At 67.9% G+C, this 24,868-nt stretch carries 30 protein-coding genes; 27 read left to right on the forward strand and 3 right to left on the reverse strand.

Translation table 11 applies throughout. The features are described 5' to 3' along the window. The first annotated feature begins 1 nt into the window (after position 1). From rplX to ACIQPR_RS36015, 23 genes are all read left to right on the forward strand, one after another. Positions 2–325 carry a 50S ribosomal protein L24 gene (gene rplX, locus ACIQPR_RS35905; protein WP_327431001.1) on the forward strand — a complete coding sequence of 108 codons (324 nt, stop codon included), beginning with the start codon at positions 2–4 and terminating at the stop codon, positions 323–325. Further along, on the forward strand, positions 325–882 hold the full coding sequence (rplE, locus tag ACIQPR_RS35910) for a 50S ribosomal protein L5 (protein ID WP_403657124.1): 558 nt from the start codon (positions 325–327) through the stop codon (positions 880–882). The genes rplX and rplE overlap by 1 nt, the downstream gene beginning before the upstream one ends. A 5-nt stretch (positions 883–887) precedes the next feature. After that, positions 888–1,073 carry a type Z 30S ribosomal protein S14 gene (locus ACIQPR_RS35915; RefSeq protein WP_003948630.1) on the forward strand — a complete coding sequence of 62 codons (186 nt, stop codon included), beginning with the start codon at positions 888–890 and terminating at the stop codon, positions 1,071–1,073. 213 nt (positions 1,074–1,286) lie between these two features. Next, positions 1,287–1,685 carry a 30S ribosomal protein S8 gene (gene rpsH, locus ACIQPR_RS35920; RefSeq protein WP_013001411.1) on the forward strand — a complete coding sequence of 133 codons (399 nt, stop codon included), beginning with the start codon at positions 1,287–1,289 and terminating at the stop codon, positions 1,683–1,685. Positions 1,686–1,707: 22 nt separating this feature from the next. Next, complete coding sequence (gene rplF / locus ACIQPR_RS35925) at positions 1,708–2,247, forward strand: 50S ribosomal protein L6 (RefSeq protein WP_403657127.1); 540 nt, start codon at positions 1,708–1,710, stop codon at positions 2,245–2,247. Between the two features lie 3 nt (positions 2,248–2,250). Then, entirely contained in the window at positions 2,251–2,634 is a 384-nt protein-coding gene (gene rplR, locus ACIQPR_RS35930; protein ID WP_019055526.1) for a 50S ribosomal protein L18, read from the forward strand. Positions 2,635–2,671: 37 nt separating this feature from the next. Then, positions 2,672–3,277 carry a 30S ribosomal protein S5 gene (gene rpsE / locus ACIQPR_RS35935; RefSeq protein ID WP_006376045.1) on the forward strand — a complete coding sequence of 202 codons (606 nt, stop codon included), beginning with the start codon at positions 2,672–2,674 and terminating at the stop codon, positions 3,275–3,277. Next, positions 3,277–3,459 (forward strand): 50S ribosomal protein L30, encoded by a 183-nt coding sequence (gene rpmD / locus ACIQPR_RS35940; protein WP_006376032.1) that lies wholly within the window; start codon positions 3,277–3,279, stop codon positions 3,457–3,459. Before rpsE ends, rpmD begins: the two co-directional genes overlap by 1 nt. Before the next feature lie 2 nt (positions 3,460–3,461). Then, complete coding sequence (rplO, locus tag ACIQPR_RS35945) at positions 3,462–3,917, forward strand: 50S ribosomal protein L15 (protein ID WP_019072278.1); 456 nt, start codon at positions 3,462–3,464, stop codon at positions 3,915–3,917. Between the two features lie 174 nt (positions 3,918–4,091). Further along, entirely contained in the window at positions 4,092–5,405 is a 1,314-nt protein-coding gene (secY, locus tag ACIQPR_RS35950; protein ID WP_403657130.1) for a preprotein translocase subunit SecY, read from the forward strand. Further along, positions 5,405–6,076, forward strand: coding sequence for an adenylate kinase (locus ACIQPR_RS35955; RefSeq protein ID WP_403657133.1), 672 nt, complete (start codon positions 5,405–5,407; stop codon positions 6,074–6,076). The genes secY and ACIQPR_RS35955 overlap by 1 nt, the downstream gene beginning before the upstream one ends. A 117-nt stretch (positions 6,077–6,193) precedes the next feature. After that, positions 6,194–7,030 (forward strand): type I methionyl aminopeptidase, encoded by an 837-nt coding sequence (gene map, locus ACIQPR_RS35960; protein ID WP_403657136.1) that lies wholly within the window; start codon positions 6,194–6,196, stop codon positions 7,028–7,030. Between the two features lie 163 nt (positions 7,031–7,193). Continuing rightward, positions 7,194–7,415, forward strand: coding sequence for a translation initiation factor IF-1 (infA, locus tag ACIQPR_RS35965; RefSeq protein WP_003948620.1), 222 nt, complete (start codon positions 7,194–7,196; stop codon positions 7,413–7,415). 29 nt (positions 7,416–7,444) lie between these two features. Next, positions 7,445–7,558, forward strand: a complete 114-nt coding sequence (gene rpmJ / locus ACIQPR_RS35970) for a 50S ribosomal protein L36 (RefSeq protein ID WP_003998809.1) — start codon at positions 7,445–7,447, stop codon at positions 7,556–7,558. Positions 7,559–7,773: 215 nt separating this feature from the next. Next, entirely contained in the window at positions 7,774–8,154 is a 381-nt protein-coding gene (gene rpsM / locus ACIQPR_RS35975; protein WP_019055531.1) for a 30S ribosomal protein S13, read from the forward strand. Between the two features lie 69 nt (positions 8,155–8,223). Beyond that, entirely contained in the window at positions 8,224–8,628 is a 405-nt protein-coding gene (rpsK, locus tag ACIQPR_RS35980; protein WP_003956432.1) for a 30S ribosomal protein S11, read from the forward strand. A gap of 120 nt (positions 8,629–8,748) precedes the next feature. Then, positions 8,749–9,771, forward strand: coding sequence for a DNA-directed RNA polymerase subunit alpha (locus ACIQPR_RS35985; RefSeq protein ID WP_403657139.1), 1,023 nt, complete (start codon positions 8,749–8,751; stop codon positions 9,769–9,771). A gap of 83 nt (positions 9,772–9,854) precedes the next feature. Continuing rightward, complete coding sequence (gene rplQ, locus ACIQPR_RS35990) at positions 9,855–10,355, forward strand: 50S ribosomal protein L17 (protein ID WP_403657142.1); 501 nt, start codon at positions 9,855–9,857, stop codon at positions 10,353–10,355. A gap of 155 nt (positions 10,356–10,510) precedes the next feature. Then, a complete protein-coding gene (gene truA / locus ACIQPR_RS35995) occupies positions 10,511–11,377 on the forward strand; it encodes a tRNA pseudouridine(38-40) synthase TruA (RefSeq protein WP_403657145.1) in 867 nt (288 codons plus the stop codon). A gap of 419 nt (positions 11,378–11,796) precedes the next feature. Continuing rightward, positions 11,797–13,212: a glycosyltransferase family 2 protein gene (locus ACIQPR_RS36000; RefSeq protein ID WP_403657342.1), complete on the forward strand. Its 1,416-nt coding sequence runs from the start codon at positions 11,797–11,799 to the stop codon at positions 13,210–13,212. After that, positions 13,212–14,219 (forward strand): glycoside hydrolase family 26 protein, encoded by a 1,008-nt coding sequence (locus ACIQPR_RS36005; RefSeq protein WP_403657148.1) that lies wholly within the window; start codon positions 13,212–13,214, stop codon positions 14,217–14,219. Before ACIQPR_RS36000 ends, ACIQPR_RS36005 begins: the two co-directional genes overlap by 1 nt. Beyond that, the gene (locus ACIQPR_RS36010) at positions 14,219–16,030 is read left to right on the forward strand and encodes a glycosyltransferase family 39 protein (RefSeq protein WP_403657151.1); all 1,812 of its coding nucleotides are present in this window, start codon (positions 14,219–14,221) and stop codon (positions 16,028–16,030) included. Before ACIQPR_RS36005 ends, ACIQPR_RS36010 begins: the two co-directional genes overlap by 1 nt. 52 nt (positions 16,031–16,082) lie before the next feature. After that, entirely contained in the window at positions 16,083–16,853 is a 771-nt protein-coding gene (locus ACIQPR_RS36015; protein ID WP_403657153.1) for a polyprenol monophosphomannose synthase, read from the forward strand. Positions 16,854–16,885: 32 nt separating this feature from the next. On the opposite strand, the gene ACIQPR_RS36020 is transcribed toward ACIQPR_RS36015, so the two are convergent. Then, positions 16,886–17,767 carry a hypothetical protein gene (locus tag ACIQPR_RS36020; protein ID WP_403657155.1) on the reverse strand — a complete coding sequence of 294 codons (882 nt, stop codon included), beginning with the start codon at positions 17,765–17,767 and terminating at the stop codon, positions 16,886–16,888. A 343-nt stretch (positions 17,768–18,110) separates the two neighbouring features. Here ACIQPR_RS36020 and rplM point away from each other — a divergent pair, with 343 nt between their 5' ends. The 3 genes from rplM (at position 18,111) to glmM (ending at position 20,859) form a co-directional block, all read left to right on the forward strand. Then, positions 18,111–18,554, forward strand: a complete 444-nt coding sequence (rplM, locus tag ACIQPR_RS36025) for a 50S ribosomal protein L13 (protein ID WP_013001400.1) — start codon at positions 18,111–18,113, stop codon at positions 18,552–18,554. Between the two features lie 42 nt (positions 18,555–18,596). After that, the gene (rpsI, locus tag ACIQPR_RS36030; protein WP_403657157.1) at positions 18,597–19,124 is read left to right on the forward strand and encodes a 30S ribosomal protein S9; all 528 of its coding nucleotides are present in this window, start codon (positions 18,597–18,599) and stop codon (positions 19,122–19,124) included. Between the two features lie 376 nt (positions 19,125–19,500). Beyond that, positions 19,501–20,859 carry a phosphoglucosamine mutase gene (glmM, locus tag ACIQPR_RS36035; RefSeq protein WP_403657159.1) on the forward strand — a complete coding sequence of 453 codons (1,359 nt, stop codon included), beginning with the start codon at positions 19,501–19,503 and terminating at the stop codon, positions 20,857–20,859. Here glmM and ACIQPR_RS36040 read toward each other — a convergent pair. Together ACIQPR_RS36040 and coaA are read right to left on the reverse strand one after the other, a co-directional pair. Then, the gene (locus ACIQPR_RS36040) at positions 20,856–21,797 is read right to left on the reverse strand and encodes a DUF389 domain-containing protein (RefSeq protein ID WP_403657162.1); all 942 of its coding nucleotides are present in this window, start codon (positions 21,795–21,797) and stop codon (positions 20,856–20,858) included. The genes glmM and ACIQPR_RS36040 overlap by 4 nt on opposite strands. Before the next feature lie 36 nt (positions 21,798–21,833). Then, positions 21,834–22,802, reverse strand: a complete 969-nt coding sequence (gene coaA, locus ACIQPR_RS36045) for a type I pantothenate kinase (RefSeq protein WP_403657164.1) — start codon at positions 22,800–22,802, stop codon at positions 21,834–21,836. Positions 22,803–22,980: 178 nt separating this feature from the next. Between coaA and glmS the strand changes: the two genes are divergently transcribed. Beyond that, positions 22,981–24,828: a glutamine--fructose-6-phosphate transaminase (isomerizing) gene (gene glmS / locus ACIQPR_RS36050; RefSeq protein WP_403657167.1), complete on the forward strand. Its 1,848-nt coding sequence runs from the start codon at positions 22,981–22,983 to the stop codon at positions 24,826–24,828. The last annotated feature ends 40 nt before the right edge of the window (positions 24,829–24,868 follow it).

The following is a 24,868-nucleotide window of genomic DNA, read 5'->3' on the forward strand; positions in this document are numbered from 1 at the left end:
CATGAAGATCAAGAAGGGTGACACGGTTCAGGTCATCACCGGCAAGGACAAGGGCAAGCAGGGCAAGGTCATTGCCGCTTACCCGCGCGACGAGCGCGTCCTGGTCGAGGGTGTCAACCGGGTCAAGAAGCACACCAAGGCCGGCCCCACCGCCAAGGGCTCGCAGGCCGGTGGCATCGTCACGACCGAGGCGCCGATCCACGTCTCCAACGTCCAGCTGGTCGTTGAGAAGGACGGCAACAAGGTCGTCACGCGCGTCGGCTACCGCTTCGACGACGAGGGCAACAAGATCCGCGTTGCCAAGCGGACGGGTGAGGACATCTGATGACTACCACCACCACTCCGCGTCTCAAGACGAAGTACCGCGAGGAGATCGCGGGCAAGCTGCAGGAAGAGTTCTCCTACGAGAACGTCATGCAGATCCCCGGCCTCGTCAAGATCGTGGTCAACATGGGTGTCGGCGACGCCGCCCGTGACTCCAAGCTCATGGACGGTGCCGTCCGTGACCTGACCACGATCACCGGTCAGAAGCCGGCCATCACCAAGGCCCGCAAGTCCATCGCGCAGTTCAAGCTGCGCGAGGGTCAGCCGATCGGTGCCCACGTCACGCTCCGTGGCGACCGTATGTGGGAGTTCCTGGACCGCACCCTGTCGCTCGCGCTCCCGCGCATCCGCGACTTCCGCGGTCTGTCTCCCAAGCAGTTCGACGGTCGTGGCAACTACACCTTCGGTCTCACCGAGCAGGTCATGTTCCACGAGATCGACCAGGACAAGATCGACCGCGTCCGGGGTATGGACATCACCGTGGTGACCACGGCGACCAACGACGCCGAAGGCCGTGCCCTTCTCCGTCACCTCGGCTTCCCCTTCAAGGAGGCGTAAGCGAGATGGCGAAGAAGGCTCTGATTGCCAAGGCTGCTCGTAAGCCCAAGTTCGGTGTGCGTGGCTACACCCGCTGCCAGCGCTGCGGCCGTCCGCACTCCGTGTACCGCAAGTTCGGCCTCTGCCGCGTGTGCCTTCGTGAGATGGCTCACCGTGGCGAGCTGCCGGGCGTGACCAAGAGCTCCTGGTAGTCCGGTAGTTCCGGACTCCCGAAGCTCTCGGTAAGCAGAGGGCACGGTCAGGTGCCCACCCCTCCATGGCTTAGGCTAGGGGGGTTGGGCGCCTGATTGCCGCCCATACGACTTACTACGCCGTAGGTCCACCGCACCGCACCCGCCTCGTCTCGGATCGAGGAGAGGGATGGGCACCTGGAAACCCCGGCGAGAGAGGCCGAAGGCCAATTCATGACCATGACTGATCCGATCGCAGACATGCTTACGCGTCTGCGAAACGCGAACTCGGCATACCACGACTCCGTGACGATGCCGGCGTCCAAGATCAAGTCTCACATCGCGGAGATCCTCCAGCAGGAGGGCTTCATCACGGGCTGGAAGGTCGAGGACGCCGAGGTCGGCAAGAACCTCGTCCTTGAGCTGAAGTTCGGCCCGAACCGTGAGCGCTCCATCGCGGGCATCAAGCGGATCTCCAAGCCCGGTCTCCGGGTGTACGCGAAGTCCACCTCCCTGCCCAAGGTGCTCGGTGGCCTCGGCGTGGCGATCATCTCCACGTCGCACGGTCTCCTCACCGACAAGCAGGCCGGCAAGAAGGGCGTAGGCGGAGAAGTCCTCGCCTACGTCTGGTAGCGGAAAGGAATCGGAAGAAGCTATGTCGCGTATTGGCAAGCTCCCCATCACGGTTCCCGCCGGCGTGGACGTCACCATCGACGGCCGTACGGTCTCGGTCAAGGGCCCCAAGGGCACCCTGACCCACACCGTCGCTTCGCCGATCGACATCGCCAAGGGTGAGGACGGCGTTCTCAACGTCACCCGCCCCAACGACGAGCGTCAGAACAAGGCCCTGCACGGCCTGTCCCGCACGCTGGTGGCGAACATGATCACCGGCGTGACCGAGGGTTACGTGAAGAAGCTCGAAATCAGCGGTGTCGGTTACCGCGTGGCGGCCAAGGGATCGAACCTGGAGTTCGCGCTCGGCTACAGCCACCCGATCACGGTCGAGGCGCCCGAGGGTATCTCGTTCAAGGTCGAGAACCCGACGCACTTCTCGGTCGAGGGCATCGACAAGCAGAAGGTCGGCGAGGTTGCGGCCAACATCCGCAAGCTGCGCAAGCCCGACCCGTACAAGGCCAAGGGCGTCAAGTACGAGGGCGAAGTCATCCGGCGCAAGGTCGGAAAGGCGGGTAAGTAAGCCATGGCATACGGTACGAAGATCGCTAAGGGCGACGCTTACAAGCGTGCTGCCATCAAGCGTCGTCACATCCGCATCCGGAAGCACATTTCCGGTACGGCTGAGCGTCCGCGCCTGGTCGTGACCCGCTCCAACCGCCACATCGTGGCCCAGGTCATCGACGACATCAAGGGTCACACCCTGGCGTCGGCGTCGACCCTGGACACCTCGATCCGCGGCGGCGAGAGCGACAAGTCCGCGCAGGCCAAGTCGGTCGGCGCCCTGGTCGCCGAGCGCGCCAAGGCCGCCGGTGTCGAGGCTGTCGTATTCGACCGCGGTGGCAATCAGTACGCGGGGCGCATCGCCGCCCTGGCGGACGCCGCCCGCGAAGCCGGACTGAAGTTCTAGTCGCTTCCGTAGCTAGCGGAAAGAGAGAGGTAATCCAATGGCTGGACCCCAGCGCCGTGGAAGCGGTGCCGGTGGCGGCGAGCGGCGGGACCGGAAGGGCCGTGACGGCGGCGCTGCTGCCGCCGAGAAGACCGCGTACGTTGAGCGCGTAGTCGCGATCAACCGCGTCGCCAAGGTTGTCAAGGGTGGTCGTCGCTTCAGCTTCACCGCGCTGGTCGTGGTGGGCGACGGTGACGGCACCGTGGGTGTCGGTTACGGCAAGGCCAAGGAGGTGCCGGCCGCCATCGCCAAGGGTGTTGAGGAGGCCAAGAAGCACTTCTTCAAGGTCCCCCGTATCCAGGGCACCATCCCGCACCCGATCACGGGCGAGAAGGCCGCGGGCGTCGTCCTGCTCAAGCCTGCTTCCCCCGGTACCGGCGTCATCGCCGGTGGTCCGGTGCGAGCCGTCCTGGAGTGCGCCGGCGTGCACGACATCCTGTCGAAGTCGCTCGGCTCGTCCAACGCGATCAACATCGTGCACGCGACCGTGGCGGCCCTCAAGGGCCTGCAGCGTCCCGAGGAGATCGCGGCCCGCCGCGGTCTGCCCCTTGAGGACGTCGCCCCCGCGGCCCTGCTGCGTGCGCGTGCCGGGGCGGGTGCGTAATGGCTCGCCTCAAGGTCACGCAGACGAAGTCGTACATCGGCAGCAAGCAGAACCACCGTGACACACTGCGGTCCCTTGGTCTCAAGGGCATCAACACCGTGGTCGTCAAGGAGGACCGCCCCGAGTTCCGCGGCATGGTGCACACCGTCCGCCACCTCGTGACGGTTGAGGAGGTCGACTGATCATGGCGGAGAACAACCCGCTCAAGATCCACAACCTCCGTCCCGCCCCCGGCGCCAAGACCGCCAAGACCCGTGTGGGTCGTGGTGAGGCGTCGAAGGGTAAGACGGCCGGTCGTGGTACCAAGGGCACGAAGGCCCGCTACCAGGTTCCGGAGCGCTTCGAGGGTGGCCAGATGCCCCTCCACATGCGTCTCCCGAAGCTGAAGGGCTTCCGCAACCCGTTCAAGACCGAGTACCAGGTCGTGAACCTCGACAAGCTGGCGGCCCTGTACCCGGAGGGTGGCGAGGTCACCGTAGAGGGTCTCGTCGCCAACGGCGCGGTGCGCAAGAACAGCCTCGTCAAGGTCCTCGGCCAGGGCGAGATCTCGGTGGCGCTGCAGGTGACGGTGGACGCCGTCTCCGGCTCCGCCAAGGAGAAGATCACCGCCGCCGGCGGTACTGTCACCGAGCTCGTCTGAGCGCGATGACGTAAACGATCCCGACCGGGGATACCCCATAACGGGGTATCCCCGGTTGGTCGTTCCACGGGGGCAGCGTCGCCGGTAAGGTGGCCTGCACTGTTCTCTTCCGTATTCGTCGAACCTCAAGACCGTCACCCTTGACGCACTGGCGCGGGGGTCGCAGGAGGCACCGTGCTCACCGCGTTCGCCCGGGCGTTCAGGACGCCCGACCTGCGCAAGAAGCTGCTCTTCACGCTGGGCATCATCGTGGTCTACCGGGTCGGTACCCACGTCCCGATCCCCGGCGTCAACTACACGGCCGTACAGCAGTGTGTGACCGAGGCCTCCGGCAACCAGGGCCTCTTCGGTCTGGTCAACATGTTCTCCGGCGGTGCGCTGCTGCAGATCACGGTCTTCGCGCTCGGCATCATGCCGTACATCACGGCGAGCATCATTCTGCAGCTGCTGACCGTGGTGATCCCGCGTCTGGAAGCCCTCAAGAAGGAGGGCCAGGCCGGTACGGCGAAGATCACGCAGTACACGCGCTATCTGACCGTGGCGCTCGCCATCCTCCAGGGCACCGGCCTGGTGGCCACCGCCCGCAGTGGCGCCCTCTTCTCCGGCTGCACGGTCGCGACGAACATCGTCCCGGACCGTGCCATCTTCACCACGATCACCATGGTCGTCACCATGACCGCCGGCACCGGCGTCGTGATGTGGCTCGGCGAGCTCATCACCGACCGCGGCATCGGCAACGGCATGTCGATCCTGATGTTCATCTCGATCGCGGCCACCTTCCCCTCCGCGCTGTGGGCCATCAAGAAGCAGGGCACGCTGGCCGACGGCTGGATCGAGTTCGGCACCGTTATCCTCGTCGGCCTGGTCATGGTCGGCCTGGTGGTCTTCGTCGAACAGGCCCAGCGCCGCATCCCGGTCCAGTACGCGAAGCGCATGATCGGCCGCCGTTCCTACGGCGGTACGTCGACCTACATCCCGCTGAAGGTCAATCAGGCGGGTGTGATTCCCGTCATCTTCGCGTCCTCGCTGCTCTACATCCCGGCCCTGGTCGCGCAGTTCTCCAGCGGCAACTCCGCCTGGAAGAACTGGGTGACACAGAACCTGACCAAGGGCGACCACCCGATCTACCTGGTCAGCTACTTCCTCCTGATCGTTTTCTTCGCGTTCTTCTACGTGGCGATCTCGTTCAACCCCGAGGAAGTCGCCGACAACATGAAGAAGTATGGTGGCTTCATCCCGGGCATCCGGGCTGGCCGGCCCACCGCTGAGTACCTGAGCTACGTACTCAACCGGATCACCTGGCCGGGTTCGCTGTATCTGGGTCTGATCGCTCTCGTACCGACGATGGCGTTGGTCGGCTTCAACGCAAGCGGCAACTTCCCCTTCGGCGGGACCAGCATCCTCATCATCGTGGGTGTCGGTCTTGAGACGGTGAAGCAGATCGAGAGCCAGCTCCAGCAGCGCAATTACGAAGGGTTCCTCCGCTGATGCGAATCGTCCTCGTCGGGCCGCCGGGCGCCGGTAAGGGAACGCAGGCTGTGCGACTGGCCAAGACGCTGCACATCCCGCACATCTCCACCGGCGATCTCTTCCGTGCCAACATCAGTCAGGCCACGGAACTCGGCAAACTGGCGAAGTCCTACATGGACGCGGGCAACCTGGTCCCGGACGAGGTCACCATCGCGATGGCCAAGGACCGCATGGAGCAGCCGGACGCCGTCGGCGGCTTCCTGCTGGACGGCTTCCCGCGCAATGTGTCGCAGGCCGAGGCGCTGGACGAGCTGCTGACGACCGAGGGCATCCAGCTGGACGCGGTGCTGGACCTGGAGGTCTCCGAGGACGAGGTGGTCAAGCGCATCGCCGGCCGCCGCATCTGCCGGAAGGACTCCAGTCACGTCTTCCACGTGACGTACAGCCCGGCCAAGCAGGACGGCGTCTGTGACGTCTGCGGCGGCGAGCTGTACCAGCGCGACGACGACTCCGAGGACACGGTCCGCACCCGGCTGGAGGTCTACCACACGCAGACCGAGCCGATCATCGACTACTACAAGGCCCAGGGCCTGGTGGTCACGATCTCCTCGCTCGGCCCGGTGGACGAGATCACCCAGCGCGCGCTGGACGCGCTGAAGCGCGACGACGACGGCGACGACGACAAGTAGTCGCCCACCAGTTCCGGCCGCGGTGCCCCCAGGGGCGTCGCGGCCGTACTGTTGTGTACAGCCGTTTCTTGTACGGCCATTCCCACGTGACGCGGAAGACGGAGAGCGCAGGCCCCCATGGTGCAGATCAAGACCCCCGAGCAGATCGCCAAGATGCGCGAGGCGGGGCTGGTCGTCGCCGCGATCCACGCGGCCACGCGTGAGGCGGCCGTCCCCGGCGCGAGCACGAAGGATCTGGACGAGGTGGCCCGCAAGGTCCTCGCCGACCACAACGCCAAGCCCAACTTCCTGGGCTACGGCGGCTTCCCGGCCACCATCTGCACCTCGGTGAACGAGGTCGTCGTCCACGGCATCCCCTCCGACGAGGTGGTCCTCAAGGACGGCGACATCATCTCCATCGACTGCGGCGCGATCATCGACGGCTGGCACGGCGACGCCGCGTACACCGCCTTCGTCGGCTCCGGCCACGCCCCGGAACTCATCGAGCTGTCCCGGGTGACCGAGGGGTCGATGTGGGCGGGCATCGCCGCGATGAAGCTCGGCAACCGCCTGGTCGACATCTCCCGCGCCATCGAGACGTACATCCGCCGCCAGCCGAAGCCCGGCGGCGGCAAGTACGGGATCGTCGAGGACTACGGCGGCCACGGCATCGGTACCGAGATGCACATGGACCCGCATCTGCTGAACTACGTGGAGAAGCGGCGGGGCAAGGGGCCGAAGCTGATCCCCGGTTTCTGCCTGGCGATCGAGCCGATGGTGTCGCTCGGTACGCCGAAGACCGAGGTCCTCTCGGACGACTGGACGGTCATCACCACGGACGGCACCTGGTCCTCGCACTGGGAGCACTCGGTCGCGCTGACCGAGGAGGGGCCGCTGGTGCTCACCTCTCCCGACGGGGGCCGGGCGAAGCTGGCCGAGTTCGGGATCACGGCCGCGCCGGATCCCCTTGCTTAACGATCATGCAGGTGGGGCATCCTTCCTCGATTCGTCTTTCCGAGGGCCCTGACGTAGACTGACTCGTCGGCTCTCGTGCACCCGCATGTCCGCATGCATCCCGCACGTACCCCGTGCGGGGGCGCACTGAGTCGATCAAGGTAGTCGATTCGAAGGGCGAAGCGTGGCCAAGAAGCAAGGTGCCATCGAGATCGAGGGCACTGTCGTCGAGTCTCTTCCGAACGCCATGTTCAAGGTCGAGCTCCAGAACGGCCACCAGGTCCTGGCACACATCAGCGGCAAGATGCGTATGCACTACATCCGTATCCTCCCTGACGACCGGGTCGTGGTGGAGCTGTCTCCGTACGACCTCACGCGTGGCCGGATCGTCTACCGCTACAAGTAGATCCCTCTGACTCGGAGAACCTCAATCTCATGAAGGTCAAGCCGAGCGTCAAGAAGATCTGCGACAAGTGCAGGGTGATCCGCCGTCACGGTCGGGTCATGGTCATCTGCGAGAACCCGCGCCACAAGCAGCGCCAGGGCTGACGCACGATCGACCGATCCCTCTGCATCGACATCGCAGAGATTCGCGCGACGCGAGCTGAATTTGTTCATACGCAGGACCCGGACGGGCAGCAGCTCGTCCGACACCCCCGGCTCGGAGGCCGGGGACCCGGTTCGTACCAACTCTTCGAAAGAAGGGGCCGGCGGGCGGGATCCGGTTCTGTGGAAGACCTCCGAAGATCAACTGGAGCCATTGAATGGCACGCGTTTCCGGTGTCGACATCCCGCGCGAAAAGCGCGTGGAGGTCGCCCTCACCTACGTGTTCGGCATTGGTCGGACCCTTTCCCAGCTGACGCTGGCCGAGACCGGCATCGACCCCAACACCCGCGTTCGCGATCTCTCGGAAGAGCAGCTCGTCGCGATCCGCGAGTACGTCGACGCCAACATCAAGACCGAGGGTGACCTCCGTCGCGAGATCCAGGCCGACATCCGCCGCAAGGTGGAGATCGGCTGCTACCAGGGTCTTCGCCACCGTCGTGGTCTGCCCGTCCGCGGTCAGCGCACCAGCACGAACGCTCGTACCCGCAAGGGTCCGCGTCGCGCCATCGCCGGCAAGAAGAAGCCCGGCAAGAAGTAGTCCGCAGCGGACAACGCTTCACCAGCGGTCTTCGCTGTAGGACCGACCACCTCCCCGTAGGAGTAATAGATGCCCCCCAAGGGTCGTCAGGGCGCTGCCAAGAAGGTGCGCCGCAAGGAAAAGAAGAACGTCGCTCACGGCCACGCGCACATCAAGAGCACGTTCAACAACACGATCGTCTCGATCACGGACCCCTCGGGCAACGTGATCTCCTGGGCCTCCGCCGGCCACGTCGGCTTCAAGGGCTCGCGCAAGTCCACCCCCTTCGCCGCGCAGATGGCCGCCGAGTCGGCCGCCCGTCGCGCGCAGGAGCACGGCATGCGCAAGGTCGACGTCTTCGTGAAGGGCCCGGGCTCCGGTCGCGAGACCGCGATCCGCTCCCTCCAGGCCACCGGTCTTGAGGTCGGCTCCATCCAGGACGTCACCCCCACCCCGCACAACGGCTGCCGTCCGCCGAAGCGCCGCCGCGTCTGACGCACGGCCGGTAGTTCTGGGCTTTCGGGCGGTACGGCTCTTCGGAGGCGTATCGCCCGTACCCTTGCAGTAGCAGCAGGACATCAAATAGTGGGTGTCCATGACTGAAGGAATCACCTCATGCTGATCGCTCAGCGTCCGTCTCTGACCGAAGAGGTCGTTGACGAGTTCCGTTCCCGGTTCGTGATCGAGCCGCTGGAGCCCGGCTTCGGCTACACCCTCGGCAACTCCCTCCGCCGTACGCTCCTCTCCTCGATCCCCGGAGCCGCTGTCACCAGCATCCGGATCGACGGTGTCCTGCACGAGTTCACCACCGTGCCGGGCGTCAAGGAGGACGTCACCGACCTGATCCTCAACATCAAGCAGCTCGTCGTGTCGTCCGAGCACGACGAGCCGGTCGTGATGTACCTGCGCAAGCAGGGCCCGGGTCTGGTCACCGCCGCCGACATCGCGCCCCCGGCCGGTGTCGAGGTGCACAACCCCGACCTGGTCCTCGCCACGCTGAACGGCAAGGGCAAGCTGGAGATGGAGCTCACGGTCGAGCGTGGCCGCGGCTACGTCTCCGCCGTGCAGAACAAGCAGGTGGGTCAGGAGATCGGCCGGATCCCGGTCGACTCGATCTACTCGCCGGTGCTGAAGGTGACGTACAAGGTCGAGGCGACGCGTGTCGAGCAGCGCACCGACTTCGACAAGCTGATCGTCGACGTCGAGACCAAGCAGGCGATGCGTCCCCGTGACGCGATGGCGTCGGCCGGCAAGACCCTGGTGGAGCTGTTCGGTCTCGCGCGCGAGCTGAACATCGACGCCGAGGGCATCGACATGGGCCCGTCCCCCACGGACGCCGCCCTGGCCGCCGACCTCGCCCTGCCGATCGAGGAGCTGGAACTCACCGTCCGCTCCTACAACTGCCTCAAGCGCGAGGGCATCCACTCCGTGGGTGAGCTCGTGGCTCGTTCCGAGGCCGACCTCCTGGACATCCGCAACTTCGGCGCGAAGTCCATCGACGAGGTCAAGGCGAAGCTGGCCGGCATGGGCCTGGCCCTGAAGGACAGCCCGCCCGGATTCGACCCGACCGCCGCCGCCGACGCCTTCGGTGCCGACGACGACATGGACGCGGGTTTCGTGGAGACCGAGCAGTACTGATCGGTTGTTGCCGGTGAGCGTCCGCTCACCGGGTCCTGACTCCGGTACCTCATACGGCCGGGGCAGATACCAAGGAGAAAGAAATGCCGAAGCCCACCAAGGGTGCCCGTCTGGGCGGCAGCGCCGCGCACGAGAAGCTGCTCATCGCGAACCTCGCGAAGTCGCTCTTCGAGCACGGCCGTATCACCACCACCGAGGCGAAGGCCCGCAAGCTGCGGCCGTACGCCGAGCGGCTGGTCACCAAGGCGAAGAAGGGCGACCTTCACAACCGCCGTCAGGTGCTCCAGGTGATCACGGACAAGAGCGTCGTCCACACGCTCTTCACCGAGATCGGCCCGCGCTACGAGAACCGTCCCGGTGGCTACACCCGTATCACCAAGATCGGTAACCGTCGTGGCGACAACGCGCCCATGGCTGTCATCGAGCTGGTCGAGGCGCTGACTGTCGCGCAGGCCGCGACGGGTGAGGCCGAGGCCGCGACGAAGCGTGCGGCGAAGGACGCCGAGGCTGCGGCTCCGGCCGAGGTCGTCGAGGACACGAAGCCGGCCGAGGTCGAGGCCGACGAAGAGACCAAGGACGCGTAACACCGTTTTTGGCCGACCCGCCGTCGTGGCTGGTCGCGCTCGCGCGGCGGTAGCCGCATATCAGTGCAGTCCCGCGCCCCAAAAAGCGGGCGTGTTGGCGGGTCCGTTCCTTTCGAGGGGCGGGCCCGCTTTTGTGTACCTGAAAGGATCTCGGTGTGAGTGATGACGTAGCGTCCGGTCATGTCCGTGTCCGGCTCGATCTCTCCTACGACGGGACCGCGTTCTCCGGGTGGGCCAAGCAGGCCGGGGGGCGGCGGACCGTGCAGGGGGAGGTCGAGGACGCGTTGCGGACCGTGACGCGGGCGGGGGACGTGACGTACGACCTGACCGTGGCCGGGCGGACGGATGCCGGGGTGCATGCCCGGGGGCAGGTGGCTCATGTCGATCTGCCGGTCCCGCTCTGGGCCGAGCACCGGGAGAAGCTGCTGAAGCGGCTGGCCGGGCGGCTGCCGAGGGATGTGCGGGTGTGGTCGCTGGCGGAGGCTCCCGTCGGGTTCGACGCGCGGTTCGCGGCGCTGTGGCGGCGCTACGTCTACCGGGTCGGGGACCGGCCGGGGGGAGTGGACCCGTTGCTGCGGAACCATGTGCTGTGGCACGACTGGGAGTTGGACGTCGAGGCGATGGACACCGCCGCCGGGTCACTGGTGGGGGAGCACGATTTCGCCGCCTACGCGAAGAAGCGCGAGGGGGCGACGACGATCCGGGAGATCCTCGACTTCGGGGTGCGGCGGCGGGAGGACGGTGTCGTCGAGATCGAGGTGCGCGCGGACGCCTTCTGCCACAACCAGGTGCGGTCCATGGTCGGCGCGCTGCTGTTCGTCGGCGACGGGCACCGGGGTGCCGAGTGGCCGCGGAAGGTGCTGGACGCGGGGGTGCGGGACAGTGCCGTGCATGTCGTACGGCCGCACGGGCTGACGCTGGAGGAGGTCGCGTATCCGGCGGACGGGCTGCTGGCCGCGCGGAACAAGGAGGCGCGGAACCGGCGGACGCTGTCGGCGGGAGCGGGTACTGAAGGGGATTAGAGGCTTGTGCCCGAAATCTCGGACGTGAAACCTGTTGGTTACGTAGCTTTTCGATAAAGATGTCCGGCGTTTATGGACATAGCGGACGTAAGCCTCTGTCCGTCTCTTACCTGTTTCACAACCTCTCGTATATTCTTTCGCAGCTCGGCCAGCGGTTCGACAGGGGAGGCCGAGCACCGGCGGGGATTGACAGGCCGATCAGGCCACGGGTGGTTTTCTTCATGAGTTCAGTGGGTCCGGTGCGGACCGGGGGCCGTCGTGCCGCGCGACAGAGCGGCGGGCGGCGGAAGGCCGGGCGAGGTGACGCTCCCGCGCTGGGACTGCTGCCGCTGCCGCCCACGGACCGGGAGAAGTACTCCTACACCCGCCGGCGTCTGTGGATCCTGACGGTCAGCTCGCTGATCAGCTTCTGCTGCCTGGTGGTGAGCCAGTTCGAGCTCGCCCGGGCCACGCCGGTGCTGTGGATCTACACCCCGCTGCTGGTCTTCACGGTCGTCTACTACCTGATCTCGCTCCGGGTGAATGGTTTCAGCAGGGACTTCGACATCGCCCGGCACAAGCGGCTGGTCCACGACTGGCGGCCCGAGACCTACCCCACGGTCGACGTGTTCCTGCCGGTGTGCGGTGAGCCCATCGAGGTGCTGCACAACACCTGGCGCCATGTGCGGGAGATGGCCGACCACTACCCCGGCGTCTGCGTCCCGTTCGTCCTCGACGACGGCGCCGACCCCCGGCTCGCGGCCATGGCCCGCGACTTCGGCTTCCGCTACGGCACCCGGGAGAACCGCGGCTGGTTCAAGAAGGCCGGCAACCTGCACTTCGGGTTCGGGCAGTCGGACGGGCAGTACATCCTCATCCTGGACGCCGACTTCACCCCGCGCGCCGACCTCCTCGAAGAGCTGCTGCCCTACCTGGAGGCCGACCCGGGCATCGGCATCGTCCAGTCCCCGCAGTACTTCCGGGTACTGGACTCGCAGAACTGGATCGAGCGCGGCGCGGGCGCCGTGCAGGAGCTGTTCTACCGGTCCGTGCAGGTCTCCCGGCAGGGCAGCGACGGCGCGATCTGCGTCGGCAGCTGCGCCGTGTACCGGCGGGCCGCGCTGGAGACCAACGGCGGTACGACACTCATCGAGCACTCCGAGGACGTACACACCGGCTTCGACCTGCGCGGTCTGGGCTGGGACCTGCGGTATGTGCCGGTCGCCGTCTCCACCGGGGTCTGCCCGGACACCGCCGGCGCCTTCTTCAACCAGCAGTACCGCTGGTGCTCCGGCTCGATGAGCCTGCTCGGCAGCAAGAAGTTCTGGCAGCGCGAGATCAAGCTGTCCAGCCGGCTCTGCTACATGTCCGGCTTCTTCTACTACATCCACACCGCGCTGTTCACCTTCGCGGCCCCGGTCATCCCGATCGTGCTGCTGGTGCTGATGCCCGGCAAACTCAGGGTCGAGCACCTGCTGATGGTGCTGCCCAGCATCGTCTACACGACGATCGTCTTCCCGATGTGGCACAAGGCGCCCTACCGCCTGGAGGCCTGGGCCGCCCGCATGATGTACGGCTGGGCGCACGTCTTCGCCATCTGGGACATCCTCCGCAAGAACCGCATGGGCTGGCAGCCCACCGGCTCCTCCGGCGCCAGGACGAACAAGACCCGCCGGTTCTGGATCGGCATGTGGGTCTGGAGCGGGGGCACCGCCCTGGTCTGGGTGGTCGCCGCCGTGTACCGGTCGTTCACGATGGACGCCCCGAACTTCGCCCTGATCCTGTCCTCCGGGCTCTTCTACGCCCTGGTCGTGGGCCGGGTACTGGTCCAGCCGCGTGCGAAGACGGTCGCCTGATGCCGCTCCGCACCCGCGCGCGTGCCGCGGTCACCGCCGCCCTGCTCACCGTGCTCGTCCTCAGCGGCTGCTCGGTGCTCGGCGGCCCGGACGGCTCGGCGCAGACGAAGAAGACCGGCACCGGCGCCTCGCGCACCCCGGACGCCGACATCCCCTACGACGTCACCGGCCTGCTGAGGCCCGGGAAGAAGTACTACGGCGCCGCCCTCGACGGCGCCCCGAACTCCATGGCGCCCGTCGACGCGTACACCACGATGACCGGCAAGCAGCCGAACCTCCTGGAGTACTACGCGGCCTGGGGCGACGGTTTCGACGCCAGCGGGGTGCGCCGGGCCTGGAAGGAGGGCGCCCTGACCCTCATGTCCTGGGAGCCCTTCGACACCGGCCTCGCCGACATCGCGGCCGGCAGGTCGGACCCGTACATCGAGAAGTACGCGAAGGCGGTCCGCACACTGAACCTGCCCGTCGTGATCGACTTCGCCGACGAGTTCAACGGCTACTGGGAGAAGTGGGGCACCAAGCATGTGACCCCCGAGCAGTTCGTGGCCGCCTGGCGGCACATCCACGACATCTTCCTCGACGCCGGCGCCTCGAACGTGATCTGGGCCTGGTCGCCCAACATCGTCAACCCGGTCAAGAGCGTGCGGCTCAAGCCGTACTACCCCGGTGACGCCTACGTCGACTGGGTCGGGCTCGTCGGCTACTGGACGCTCGGCCAGGACAACGCCTTCAGCAGCGTCTTCGGCCCCACCGTCGACGAGATCCGGACCTTCACCAAGAAGCCCATGATGCTGATCGAGACCGCGGCGATGGCGGGTGAGCGGCGACGGGCCGACATCCGCAACCTGTTCGCGGGAGTCGAGGCCGACGACGACATCCTCGGCTTCATCTGGTTCAACCAAAAGAAGCGTGCCGACTGGCGGTTGGAGGCGAGCCCGCTGGCACTCAAGGAGTTCAGGCGGCTGGCCGCGGACGACCGTTTCGGCTTCGACGTACGGAAGCCGTGATGACCTCGCGAAACGACCACTACACGCCCCAGCCCTACGATCCCTACGGCGAGGACGACGACGGCGGCTGGTTCAACTCCGACGGGACGCCCCCGCCGCAGCAGCGGTACCCGGAGCCGTACCAGCAACCGCAGGAGTCGCAGCAGCCGTACGAGCCGCAGCAGCAGTCGTACGCCGTCGCGATCCCGGAGCAGCCGCGCGGCGACCACGACGACCAGCCGACGTACGCCCTGCGCACGGTCCAGTACCAGCAGGTGCCGGACGACGAGCCCGCCTACCGGATCCCCGAGACGCCCGAGGCCGGCTGGGAGATGGAGGCGAGCCGGCGGCGGGCCTGGGTCAGCCGGGCCGTGCTGCTGTGCATCCTGGCCGTCCAGGCGGCGCTGTCGCTGCGGCTGTCCAACACCGCGTTCCAGGACGAGGCGCTGTACCTGGCCGCCGGTCACTCCGAACTCGCCAACCTGCTGCACGGCACCCCGCTGCCCCGCGACTACGCCGCCTACTTCTCCGGCTCGCCGCAGCTCTACCCGGTGCTCGCCGCGATCGTGGACTCGAAGTTCGGGCTCGCCGGGGCGCGCACGCTGAGCCTGTTCTTCATGCTGTGCACCACCGGGCTGCTGTACTCCTTCACCCGCCGGCTGTTCAGCGAGCGGGCCGCGCTCGCCGCCGCCGCGCTCTACGCGGTGATCCAGTCGACCGCGGTCATGGGCTACTTCGCCACCTACGACGCGTGCGCGGTGTTCCTGCTCGCCCTGACCACCTGGATCGTGGTGCGCACCGACCGGGCGCCGGTGATCACGGTGCTGCTGGCCGCGCCCGTCGCCGTCCTCGCGGTCGGCGTGAAGTACGCGTCCGCGCTGTACCTGCCGACCATCGTCGTGCTCGCGCTGCTCACCGCGTGGCCGCACAAGGGCGGCAGGGCGTTCCTGCGGATGGTGCTGCTGGGCGCCGGTATCGGCGGCCTGGTCGTGGTGGGCATGCACACCACCGACCTGATGGACGGTGTACGGCAGACCACCACCGACCGCGCGCACGGCACCGACACCACCGAGTTCCTGCTGGAGCAGTCCGCCAGGTGGGGCGGGCTGATGTTCCTGGCCGCCGTCGGCGGTGCCGTCTCCTACGTCCGGCGCAGCCGCCTGAACGAGTCCCCGCAGGCCCTGCGGCTCAGCGGCCCCGGCTGGCGCTGGCGGGCCCTGCTCGGCCTGGTGCTGTGCGCCACGGCGCTGCTGGCACCGGCGTACCAGATCCATCTGGGCACCGTGGTCTCGCTGTTCAAGCACGTCGGTTTCGGACTGCTCTTCGCCGCGCCGATGGCCGGTGTGGGCGTGAACCGGCTGATGGGGGCGCACTTCCGCTATCCGCAGCTCGGCATCATGCTCTGGACGGCCGTGCTGTGCCTGGGCATCCAGCAGGCGGACCGGCGTTTCGACATCTGGCCCAACTCCAGCAAGATGATCGCCGCCATCCAGTCCCACGTGGACTCCAAGGGCACCTACCTCGCCTCCACGCCCGAGGTGCCCGTCTACTACCTGCGGGAGAAGTCCACGCACCGGCAGTGGCACAGCCTCTTCGGCATGGAGTACAAGGACGCGAAGGGCAAGTACTACAGCGGCGACCAGGCCTACAAGGAGGCCGTCAAGGACGGCGACTTCGACCTGATCGTGCTCGACGGGCTCACCAACCCGAGGGTGGACGACATCGTCGCCGCGGCCGTCAAGGGCAACGCGCACTACCGGCTGCTCGCCGAGATCCCGTTCCGCAACGCGAACGGCACGAGCGAGTACCGCATCTGGCTCAAGACATCGTGACGGCGTCGGCCCCGGAGCCGTGCGGCGCCGCCGAGGCAGGGAAGAGAACGACATGACGGACCACGACAGACACCCCGGTGTACCGGTCACCATCGTGATGCCGACGTACAACGAGGCGGCGAATCTGCCGCGGACGGCCGAGCTGGTCCTCGGTCTGCCGATCGACGGGCTGCACCTGAAGATCGTCGACGATTCGAGCCCGGACGGCACCGGCCGGATCGCCGAGGAACTCGCCGAGAAGCACAACGCCGGCCGGCCCGCCGGACGGCACCGGATGAGTGTGCTGCACCGCACCGAGAAGGACGGCCTCGGGCGCGCGTACGTCGCGGGCATGAGCGCCGCGCTCGCGGAGGGCGCGGACTACGTCGTCCAGATGGACGCGGACGGCAGCCACCCGGTCGAGGCGGTCCTGCGGATGCTCGACACGGCCGTGGCCTCGGGGGCCGGACTGGTCGTCGGCAGCCGGTACGTCGAGGGCGGCTCGCTCGCCGAGGACTGGGGCAGGCACCGCGTCCTGCTGTCCCGGTTCGCCAACCGCTACGCCAGGACCGTGCTCGGCACCGAGATCCGGGACATCACGGCCGGTTTCAACCTGTGGTCGGCGCGGACGCTGCGCGACGTGGACCTCGCGACGCTGGACAGCGCCGGGTACAGCTTCCAGGTCGAGCTGAAGTTCAAGGCCGTACGGGCCGGACACAGCGCGGTCGAGATCCCGATCCGCTTCGAGGAGCGCACCGAGGGCGTGTCCAAGATGAACTTCGCCACCCAGCTGGAGTCGGCCGTGGTGCCGCTGCGGCTGCGGCTGCGCCACAGACGCGGCTGACTGGGGCTGATCAGGGCCGGGGCCGACCGGGGCTATCCGGCCGCCGCTGCCGCCGAGGCCTGCGCCTCGCCCCTTCGGCCGATCTGGCGGAACGCGAACTCGGCCAGGTCGTCGCCGGTGCTGAAGACCTCGGTGTCCTTCGTCGTCACGTCCTTGCCGCTGGTGAACCCGGCGATCGTGAAGTAGGCGTAGCGGCCGTAGGCGTTGGTGGTCGTGCGGCACACCGCGCCGTCGCAGAACGGCTTGACGCCCTTGCCGGACAGTGACCGGATGATGCTCTTCGTGTCCGCCTGCGCCTTGGCCTTCTCGGCCTGGGCCTCGCTGTCGAAGACGGCCACGCCGACCGTCACCGCGATGTCGTCCCTGGTGTAGGTGACGCGCATCAGCCGGGTGCAGCCGTTGGCCGTGAGGACCTTGGGGAGGGTCGACTGGGCGGCCGAGGCGCAGTTGGTGGTGTCGGCCGTCGGACCCTTCTTGTAGACGGTCGAGCCCATGGTCAACTGCGTGCCGGGGAACAGGAGTTGCGCGCTGAGCGGCGCGGTGTCCTTGGCCTTGCTGGAGATGAACTCCTTCGGGTCCAGCGGCGGCGGCGCGCTGGTCGGCGCGAAGGACGGCGAGGTGGCGTCGGCGCTGGGCAGGGACCCGCTCGCGGGCAGGTTCGTCGGCCTGCCGGACGCGGTGTCGTCGCCGTTCGCGGACATGACGGCCATGGCGACGGCCGTCCCGACGGCTATCGTCGCGACCGCGCCGCCGCCTATGAGCAGCAGTCTCTTGCGCCGGTTGCGCGTCTCCGCCCGGTCGGCGAGCGCGGCCCAGTCCGGGGTCTCGTCGTCGACGTTGCCGCCCCACGGCTGCTGCGATTGCGGTTTCCAGGGATCCCACTGGGACTGGGGTCCCCCCTGCCCGAAGCTCATGGGTCGCATCCTAGACGGGGGGACGGGGGTACTGGTGCGCCTCAACGAGGCCTGTGGGAACTGACGTTGAGATGTCGCGGTGAGTGTTTTCGCCGTCGCTTTCCGTGCGCGCTCCGGTCGGTCCCGCCGCGTTTTGACCCGTCCGGCCGGGCGCGGGTACTCTTACGGTTTGTTATGCGTATCGGCCTGGTCGTACTCAGGCAGAGGCCTATGCGCGGGTTCCCTGGAGCAGTTACCAGTGGGCGGCATACGGGCGCTGGACCCGGCACTGTCGTCCCCAGCTGCACGATCGCTTCAGTGATGCCAATTTCAGCACCCATCCACTGAAGAAGAAGGCTGCGAAGTGCGTACGTACAGCCCCAAGCCCGGCGATGTGACTCGCCAGTGGCACGTCATCGACGCCCAGGACATCGTCCTCGGCCGTCTGGCCACCACTGCCGCGAACCTCCTCCGCGGCAAGCACAAGCCGACCTATGCCCCGCACATGGACATGGGCGACTTCGTCATCATCATCAACGCCGACAAGGTTCACCTGTCCGGCAACAAGAAGACCCAGAAGCTGGCGTACCGCCACTCCGGCTACCCGGGTGGTCTGCGCTCCGTCCGCTACGACGAGCTGCTGGCGAAGAACCCCGAGAAGGCCGTCGAGAAGGCCATCAAGGGCATGATCCCCAAGAACACCCTGGGCCGTCAGATGATCAGCAAGCTGAAGGTCTACTCGGGCGACCAGCACCCGCACGCTGCCCAGCAGCCGGTGCCGTTCGAGATCACCCAGGTCGCGCAGTAGTTCCGGCCACACCCCCAAACAGAAAAGAATCTGAGGAGAACCGTGGCCGAGACCACCGTTGAGCAGCCGGTCGAAGACAACGAGACCGAGCTTGTCGACATCGAGAGCTACACCACCGAGTCCGAGGTGCCCGTCGAGGGCGAGTACACCTCCGAGTCGCTCGCCGGCCGCTTCGGCGACCCGCAGCCGGCCGCCGGCCTGGGCCGTCGCAAGAACGCCATCGCGCGTGTCCGCATCGTGCCCGGCACCGGCAAGTGGAAGGTCAACGGGCGCACGCTTGAGGACTACTTCCCGAACAAGGTCCACCAGCAGGAAGTCAACGAGCCCTTCAAGGTGCTCGAACTCGACGGCCGCTACGACGTCATCGCCCGTATCTCGGGCGGCGGTGTCTCCGGTCAGGCCGGTGCCCTGCGCCTCGGCGTGGCCCGCGCGCTGAACGAGGCCGACGTGGACAACAACCGCGGCGCCCTCAAGAAGGCCGGTTACCTCCGTCGCGACGACCGTGCGGTCGAGCGCAAGAAGGCCGGTCTCAAGAAGGCCCGCAAGGCTCCGCAGTACAGCAAGCGCTAAATCGCGCCGACGGGGCCTGTCCGGCGGATCAGGTCGCAGGGAACCCGGGCGTCCTTTCGGACTCCGGGGAGCGTGGCTTGGTGCGTACAGCTGCAAGGCGGAGGAGGGAGTCGACGCGGAGCGTCGGCGACCGACGACAACGCCGCAGATGTGCGTGCCAAGCCACGCGTCTGCAACATGATCTGCCGGACAGGCCCAGTACTCCGAACGCCCCGGCGGCACGCCAGTCGTGCTGCCGGGGCGTTCGTTTATCACAGCGCGGGGCGTATAACGGCACAAGACGCTCAAAGGCTTGTGCGATCGGATGAACAGGCATCCTGTGCCTGGAACGCAGGACTTTCGCCTTGCAGGATTTTCGCCTTCCTCAGGAGGACAAGTGGGACGACTCTTCGGCACGGACGGCGTGCGTGGTGTCGCCAACGCGGATCTGACGGCAGAGCTGGCGCTCGGCCTCTCCGTCGCGGCGGCGCATGTACTCGCCGAGGCGGGCACGTTCGCGGGCCACCGGGCGACGGCCGTGGTCGGACGGGACCCGCGCGCGTCCGGGGAGTTCCTGGAGGCCGCGGTGGTCGCGGGCCTGGCCAGCTCGGGAGTGGACGTACTGCTCGTCGGTGTGCTGCCCACCCCCGCGGTGGCGTATCTCACCGGTGTGCTGGGCGCCGACCTCGGTGTGATGCTCTCCGCGAGCCACAACGCCATGCCCGACAACGGCCTGAAGTTCCTGGCGCGCGGCGGCCACAAGCTCGACGACGAGCTGGAGGACCGGATCGAGAAGGTCTACGAGGAGCACCGCACCGGCGCCCCCTGGGACCGCCCGACCGGCGCGGGCGTCGGCCGGGTCCGGCACTACAACGAAGGCTTCGACCAGTACGTCGCCCATCTCATCGGCGTGCTCCCGAACCGGCTCGACGGGCTGAAGATCGTCCTCGACGAGGCGCACGGCGCCGCCGCGCGGGTCTCGCCGGAGGCGTTCTCGCGGGCCGGTGCCGAGGTCGTCACGATCGGCGCGGACCCCAACGGGCTGAACATCAACGAGGGGTGCGGTTCGACCCACCTCGGTCTGCTCAAGGCCGCCGTCGTCGAGCACGGCGCGGACTTCGGCATCGCGCACGACGGGGACGCCGACCGCTGCCTGGCCGTGGACCACACCGGCGAGGAGGTCGACGGGGACCAGATCATGGCCGTGCTCGCGCTGGCGATGCGGGAGCGTTCCGCACTGCGCTCCGACACCGTCGTCGCGACCGTCATGTCGAACCTCGGCTTCAAACTGGCCATGGAGCGGGAGGGGCTGACGCTCGTCCAGACCGCGGTCGGCGACCGCTACGTCCTGGAGGAGATGAAGGAGCACGGCTACGCGCTCGGCGGCGAGCAGTCCGGCCACGTCATCATCCTGGACCACGCGACCACGGGTGACGGCACGCTGACCGGGCTGATGCTGGCGGCGCGGGTCGCCGAAACGGGTCGTACGCTCCGGGACCTCGCGGCCGTGATGACGCGGCTGCCGCAGGTCCTGGTCAACGTGCCGGACGTGGACCGCACCCGGGTCGGCACCTCCGCGGACCTGGCCGCCGCGGTCGCCGAGGCGGAGCGTGAACTCGGCTCCACGGGACGGGTGCTGCTGCGGCCGTCCGGCACCGAGCCGCTGGTGCGGGTGATGGTGGAGGCCGCCGACATCGACCAGGCGCGGTCGGTGGCGGGACGGTTGGCCGATGCCGTGAAGTCGGCTCTCGGTTAAGGGAGTTGCGGGGCGCGCTCGCGCTGCCAGGTCCAGAAGGCCTTCTGGGCCAGCAGTGTGAGCGTGCCCGCCGCGACGATGCCGCCGAGGTTGGCGAGCAGCTGCCAGGTGGAGCCCCATGTCTGGGAGTAGTCCCGGTAGCTGAAGGCCACGGCGGCGTTCGCGGCGGCCGGGACGGTCGTCACCGAGATCGCCACCCCGATCAGGGCGCCGGACTTCGCGGAGGTCAGGGACAGGGTGCCCGCGATGCCCGCGAGGAAGGCCACCACGAAGGACATCCAGTCCGGCTTCCAGATGAACGCGGTGTTCGGCCGGGCCGCCTGCACCATCGACTTCTCGAACAGTCCGAAGGCGTCCAGCAGCCAGCTGAAACCCACCGTCAGCACCATGGCCGCCGCGAACCCGGCGAGCAGCGCCCACAGCGACCGCCCCACCAGCCGCGGCGCCCGCCGCACCAGCGCCGTGGAGATGCCGGCGAGCGGGCCGAACTCCGGTCCCACGGCCATCGCGCCCACGATCAGGATCGCGTTGTCCAGCATCACACCGCAGGCCGCGAGCATGGTGGCGACGGTCAGGAACGCGACGTAGGTGACGGTGAGCGTCGACTCCTCGTGCGTCGCGTCCACCAGGTGCTCCCACAGCACCGCGTCCGCGCCCTCGCCCGGCGCCTCCTCCTCGGCCCGGTCCGCCCGCCGCGACAGCGACAGGTCGATGGCGCCGACGGCGATGGAGCCGGTCCGGTCGATCCCCAACTCCCGCAGCCCGCCGATGAGTTCGTCACCGGCCTCACGGGCGACATCGCACAGGACGACATCGCCGGCCGGGTCGCGGGCGGCGCCCGGCAGGACGACCAGGTGCGCGGTCCCGACGGTCGACCCGATCAGCCGGACCACGTCGTCGGTGCTGTCGGGCGGGGTGATCAGGCGTAGGTGCAGCATGACGCTCTTCTATCAGGCTTCCGCCGGGCCGCCGTTCTACAGCTTGCGCAGCCGCAGTCGCTGGACCTTGTGGTCCGGGCCCTTGCGCAGCACCAGGGTGGCGCGGCCCCGGGTGGGCGCGATGTTCTCCACCAGGTTGGGCTTGTTGATCGTCCGCCACTGGGTGCGGGCGTAGGCGAGGGCCTCCTCCTCGGACACCTGGGTGTACTTGCGGAAGTAGGAGTCCGGGTTCTGGAAGGCGGTCGCGCGCAGCTTCCTGAACCGGTTGAGGTACCAGCCCTCGACGTCCTCGGCGTGCGCGTCGACGTACACGCTGAAGTCGAAGTAGTCGGCGAGACCGACCCGGGTGCGGCCGTCGCTGCCGGGCAGGGCGGGCTGGAGGACGTTGAGGCCCTCGACGATCAGGATGTCGGGCCGCCGTACGACGAGCTTCTCGCCGGGGACGATGTCGTAGATCAGGTGGGAGTAGACGGGGGCGGTGACCTCGTCCTTGCCCGCCTTGATGTCGGCGACGAACCGGGTCAACGCCCGGCGGTCGTACGACTCGGGGAATCCCTTGCGCGACATCAGGCCGCGGGCCTGGAGCTCCTTGGTCGGCAGCAGGAAGCCGTCGGTGGTCACCCGCTCCACGCGCGGGTGCTCGGGCCAGCGGGACAGCAGCGCCTGGAGCAGACGGGCCACGGTCGACTTGCCGCCCGCCACGGAACCGGCGATCCCTATCACGAACGGGGTGCCCGACTGCGAGCCCTGCTCGCCGAGGAAGGTGTTCAGCGCGTTCCGCAGGCCGTCCGTGGCGCCGACGTAGAGGTTGAGGAGTCTGGACAGCGGGAGGTAGATGTCCCGCACCTCGTCGAGGTCGATGACATCGCCGAGGCCGCGCAGTCTCTCGACCTCGTCGGCGGTGAGCGGCAGCGGCGTCTTGTCGCGCAGCGCGCTCCACTCGGCCCGGGTGAGGTCGACGTAGGGAGTCGCCTCCGGCCTGTGCCGGTGGGCGCTCCGGGGCATCGGGGAGACCGGAGAGATCACAGTCCATTGTTAACGGAGTTTGAACGGGGTGGCGGGTGGGGTGCGTCACGCCGGGTGTCCGGATGCCGTATCAGGCGCTTCGGCCGGTGGCCGGAATTTCCGGAATCGGGCGCGAAGTGCCGTGTTCGGGAGGGCTTCGGCGCCTAGGCTGCCGCGCATGTGCGGAATCGTGGGATACGTGGGGTCGCAGTCGGCGCTCGATGTGGTGATGGCCGGACTGAAGCGGCTGGAGTACCGGGGGTACGACTCGTCCGGGGTCGCCGTGCTCGCGGACGGCGGGCTGGCGGCGGCCAAGCGGGCCGGGAAACTCGTCAATCTGGAGAAGGAACTCGTCGACCGGCCGCTGCCGGCGGGGTCGACGGGCATCGGGCACACCCGCTGGGCCACGCACGGCGGGCCGACCGACGCCAACGCGCATCCGCATCTCGACAACGCGGGCCGGGTCGCCGTCGTGCACAACGGCATCATCGAGAACTTCGCCTGTCTGCGGGCCGAGCTGACCGAGCGCGGCCACGACCTGGCCTCCGACACGGACACCGAGGTGGTCGCGCATCTGCTGGCCGAGGAGTTCTCGGCGTGCGCGGACCTCGCGGAGGCGATGCGGCAGGTGTGCCGGCGCCTGGAGGGCGCGTTCACCCTGGTCGCCGTGCACGCCGACGAGCCGGACGTGGTCGTCGGCGCCCGCCGCAACTCGCCGCTGGTGGTGGGGGTGGGCGAGGGCGAGGCCTTCCTCGCCTCCGACGTCGCCGCGTTCATCGCGCACACCCGGTCCGCGATCGAGCTGGGCCAGGACCAGGTGGTCGAGTTGCGCCGGGACGGGGTGACGGTCACCGGTTTCGACGGCGCCCCGGCCGAGGTCCGCTCCTACCACGTCGACTGGGACGCCTCCGCCGCCGAGAAGGGCGGCTACGACTACTTCATGCTCAAGGAGATCGCCGAGCAGCCGAAGGCGGTCGCCGACACGCTGCTCGGCCGGATCGACGTGGCCGGGCTGCTGACGCTGGACGAGGTCCGCATCCCCGTCCACGAGCTGCGCGAGATCGACAAGGTCGTCATCGTCGCCTGCGGTACGGCCTTCCACGCCGGGCTGATCGCCAAGTACGCCATCGAGCACTGGACCCGCATCCCGTGCGAGGTGGAGCTGGCCAGCGAGTTCCGCTACCGGGACCCGATCCTGGGCGCGCGCTCCCTCGTCATCGCGATCTCGCAGTCCGGCGAGACGATGGACACGCTGATGGCGCTGCGGCACGCCCGCGAGCAGGGCTCGAAGGTGCTGGCGATCTGCAACACCAACGGCTCGACGATTCCCCGTGAGTCGGACGCGGTGCTGTACACGCACGCGGGCCCCGAGGTCGCCGTGGCGTCCACGAAGGCGTTCCTGACCCAGCTCGTGGCGTGCTACCTGGTCGCCCTCTATCTCGGCCAGGTGCGGGGCACCAAGTGGGGCGACGAGATCCAGGCCGTCATCCGCGACCTCTCGCAGATCTCCGGCGAGGTCGAACGGGTGCTGGAAACCATGGAGCCCGTACGGGAGTTGGCCCGCTCGGTGGCCTCGAAGAACACCGTGCTCTTCCTGGGCCGCCATGTCGGCTACCCGGTCGCTCTCGAAGGCGCCCTGAAACTCAAGGAGTTGGCGTACATGCACGCCGAGGGCTTCGCGGCGGGCGAGCTGAAGCACGGGCCGATCGCGCTGATCGAGGAGGGCATGCCGGTCGTGGTCGTCGTGCCCTCACCGCGCGGCCGTTCCGTCCTGCACGACAAGATCGTGTCCAACATCCAGGAGATCCGGGCCCGGGGCGCGATGACCATCGTGATCGCGGAGGAGGGCGACGAGACGGTCCTGCCGTACGCCGACCACCTGATCCGGGTCCCCGCGACCCCGACCCTGCTGCAACCCCTCGTCGCCACCGTCCCGTTGCAGGTCTTCGCCTGCGAACTGGCCACGGCCCGCGGCAACGAGGTGGACCAGCCGCGGAACCTGGCGAAGTCGGTGACGGTGGAGTGAGCGGGGGCCGGCGGGACCGGTGACCCGCCGAGGAGGGCGG

Source organism: Streptomyces sp. NPDC091280 (assembly GCF_044768565.1).
Taxonomy (GTDB): Bacteria; Actinomycetota; Actinomycetes; order Streptomycetales; family Streptomycetaceae; genus Streptomyces.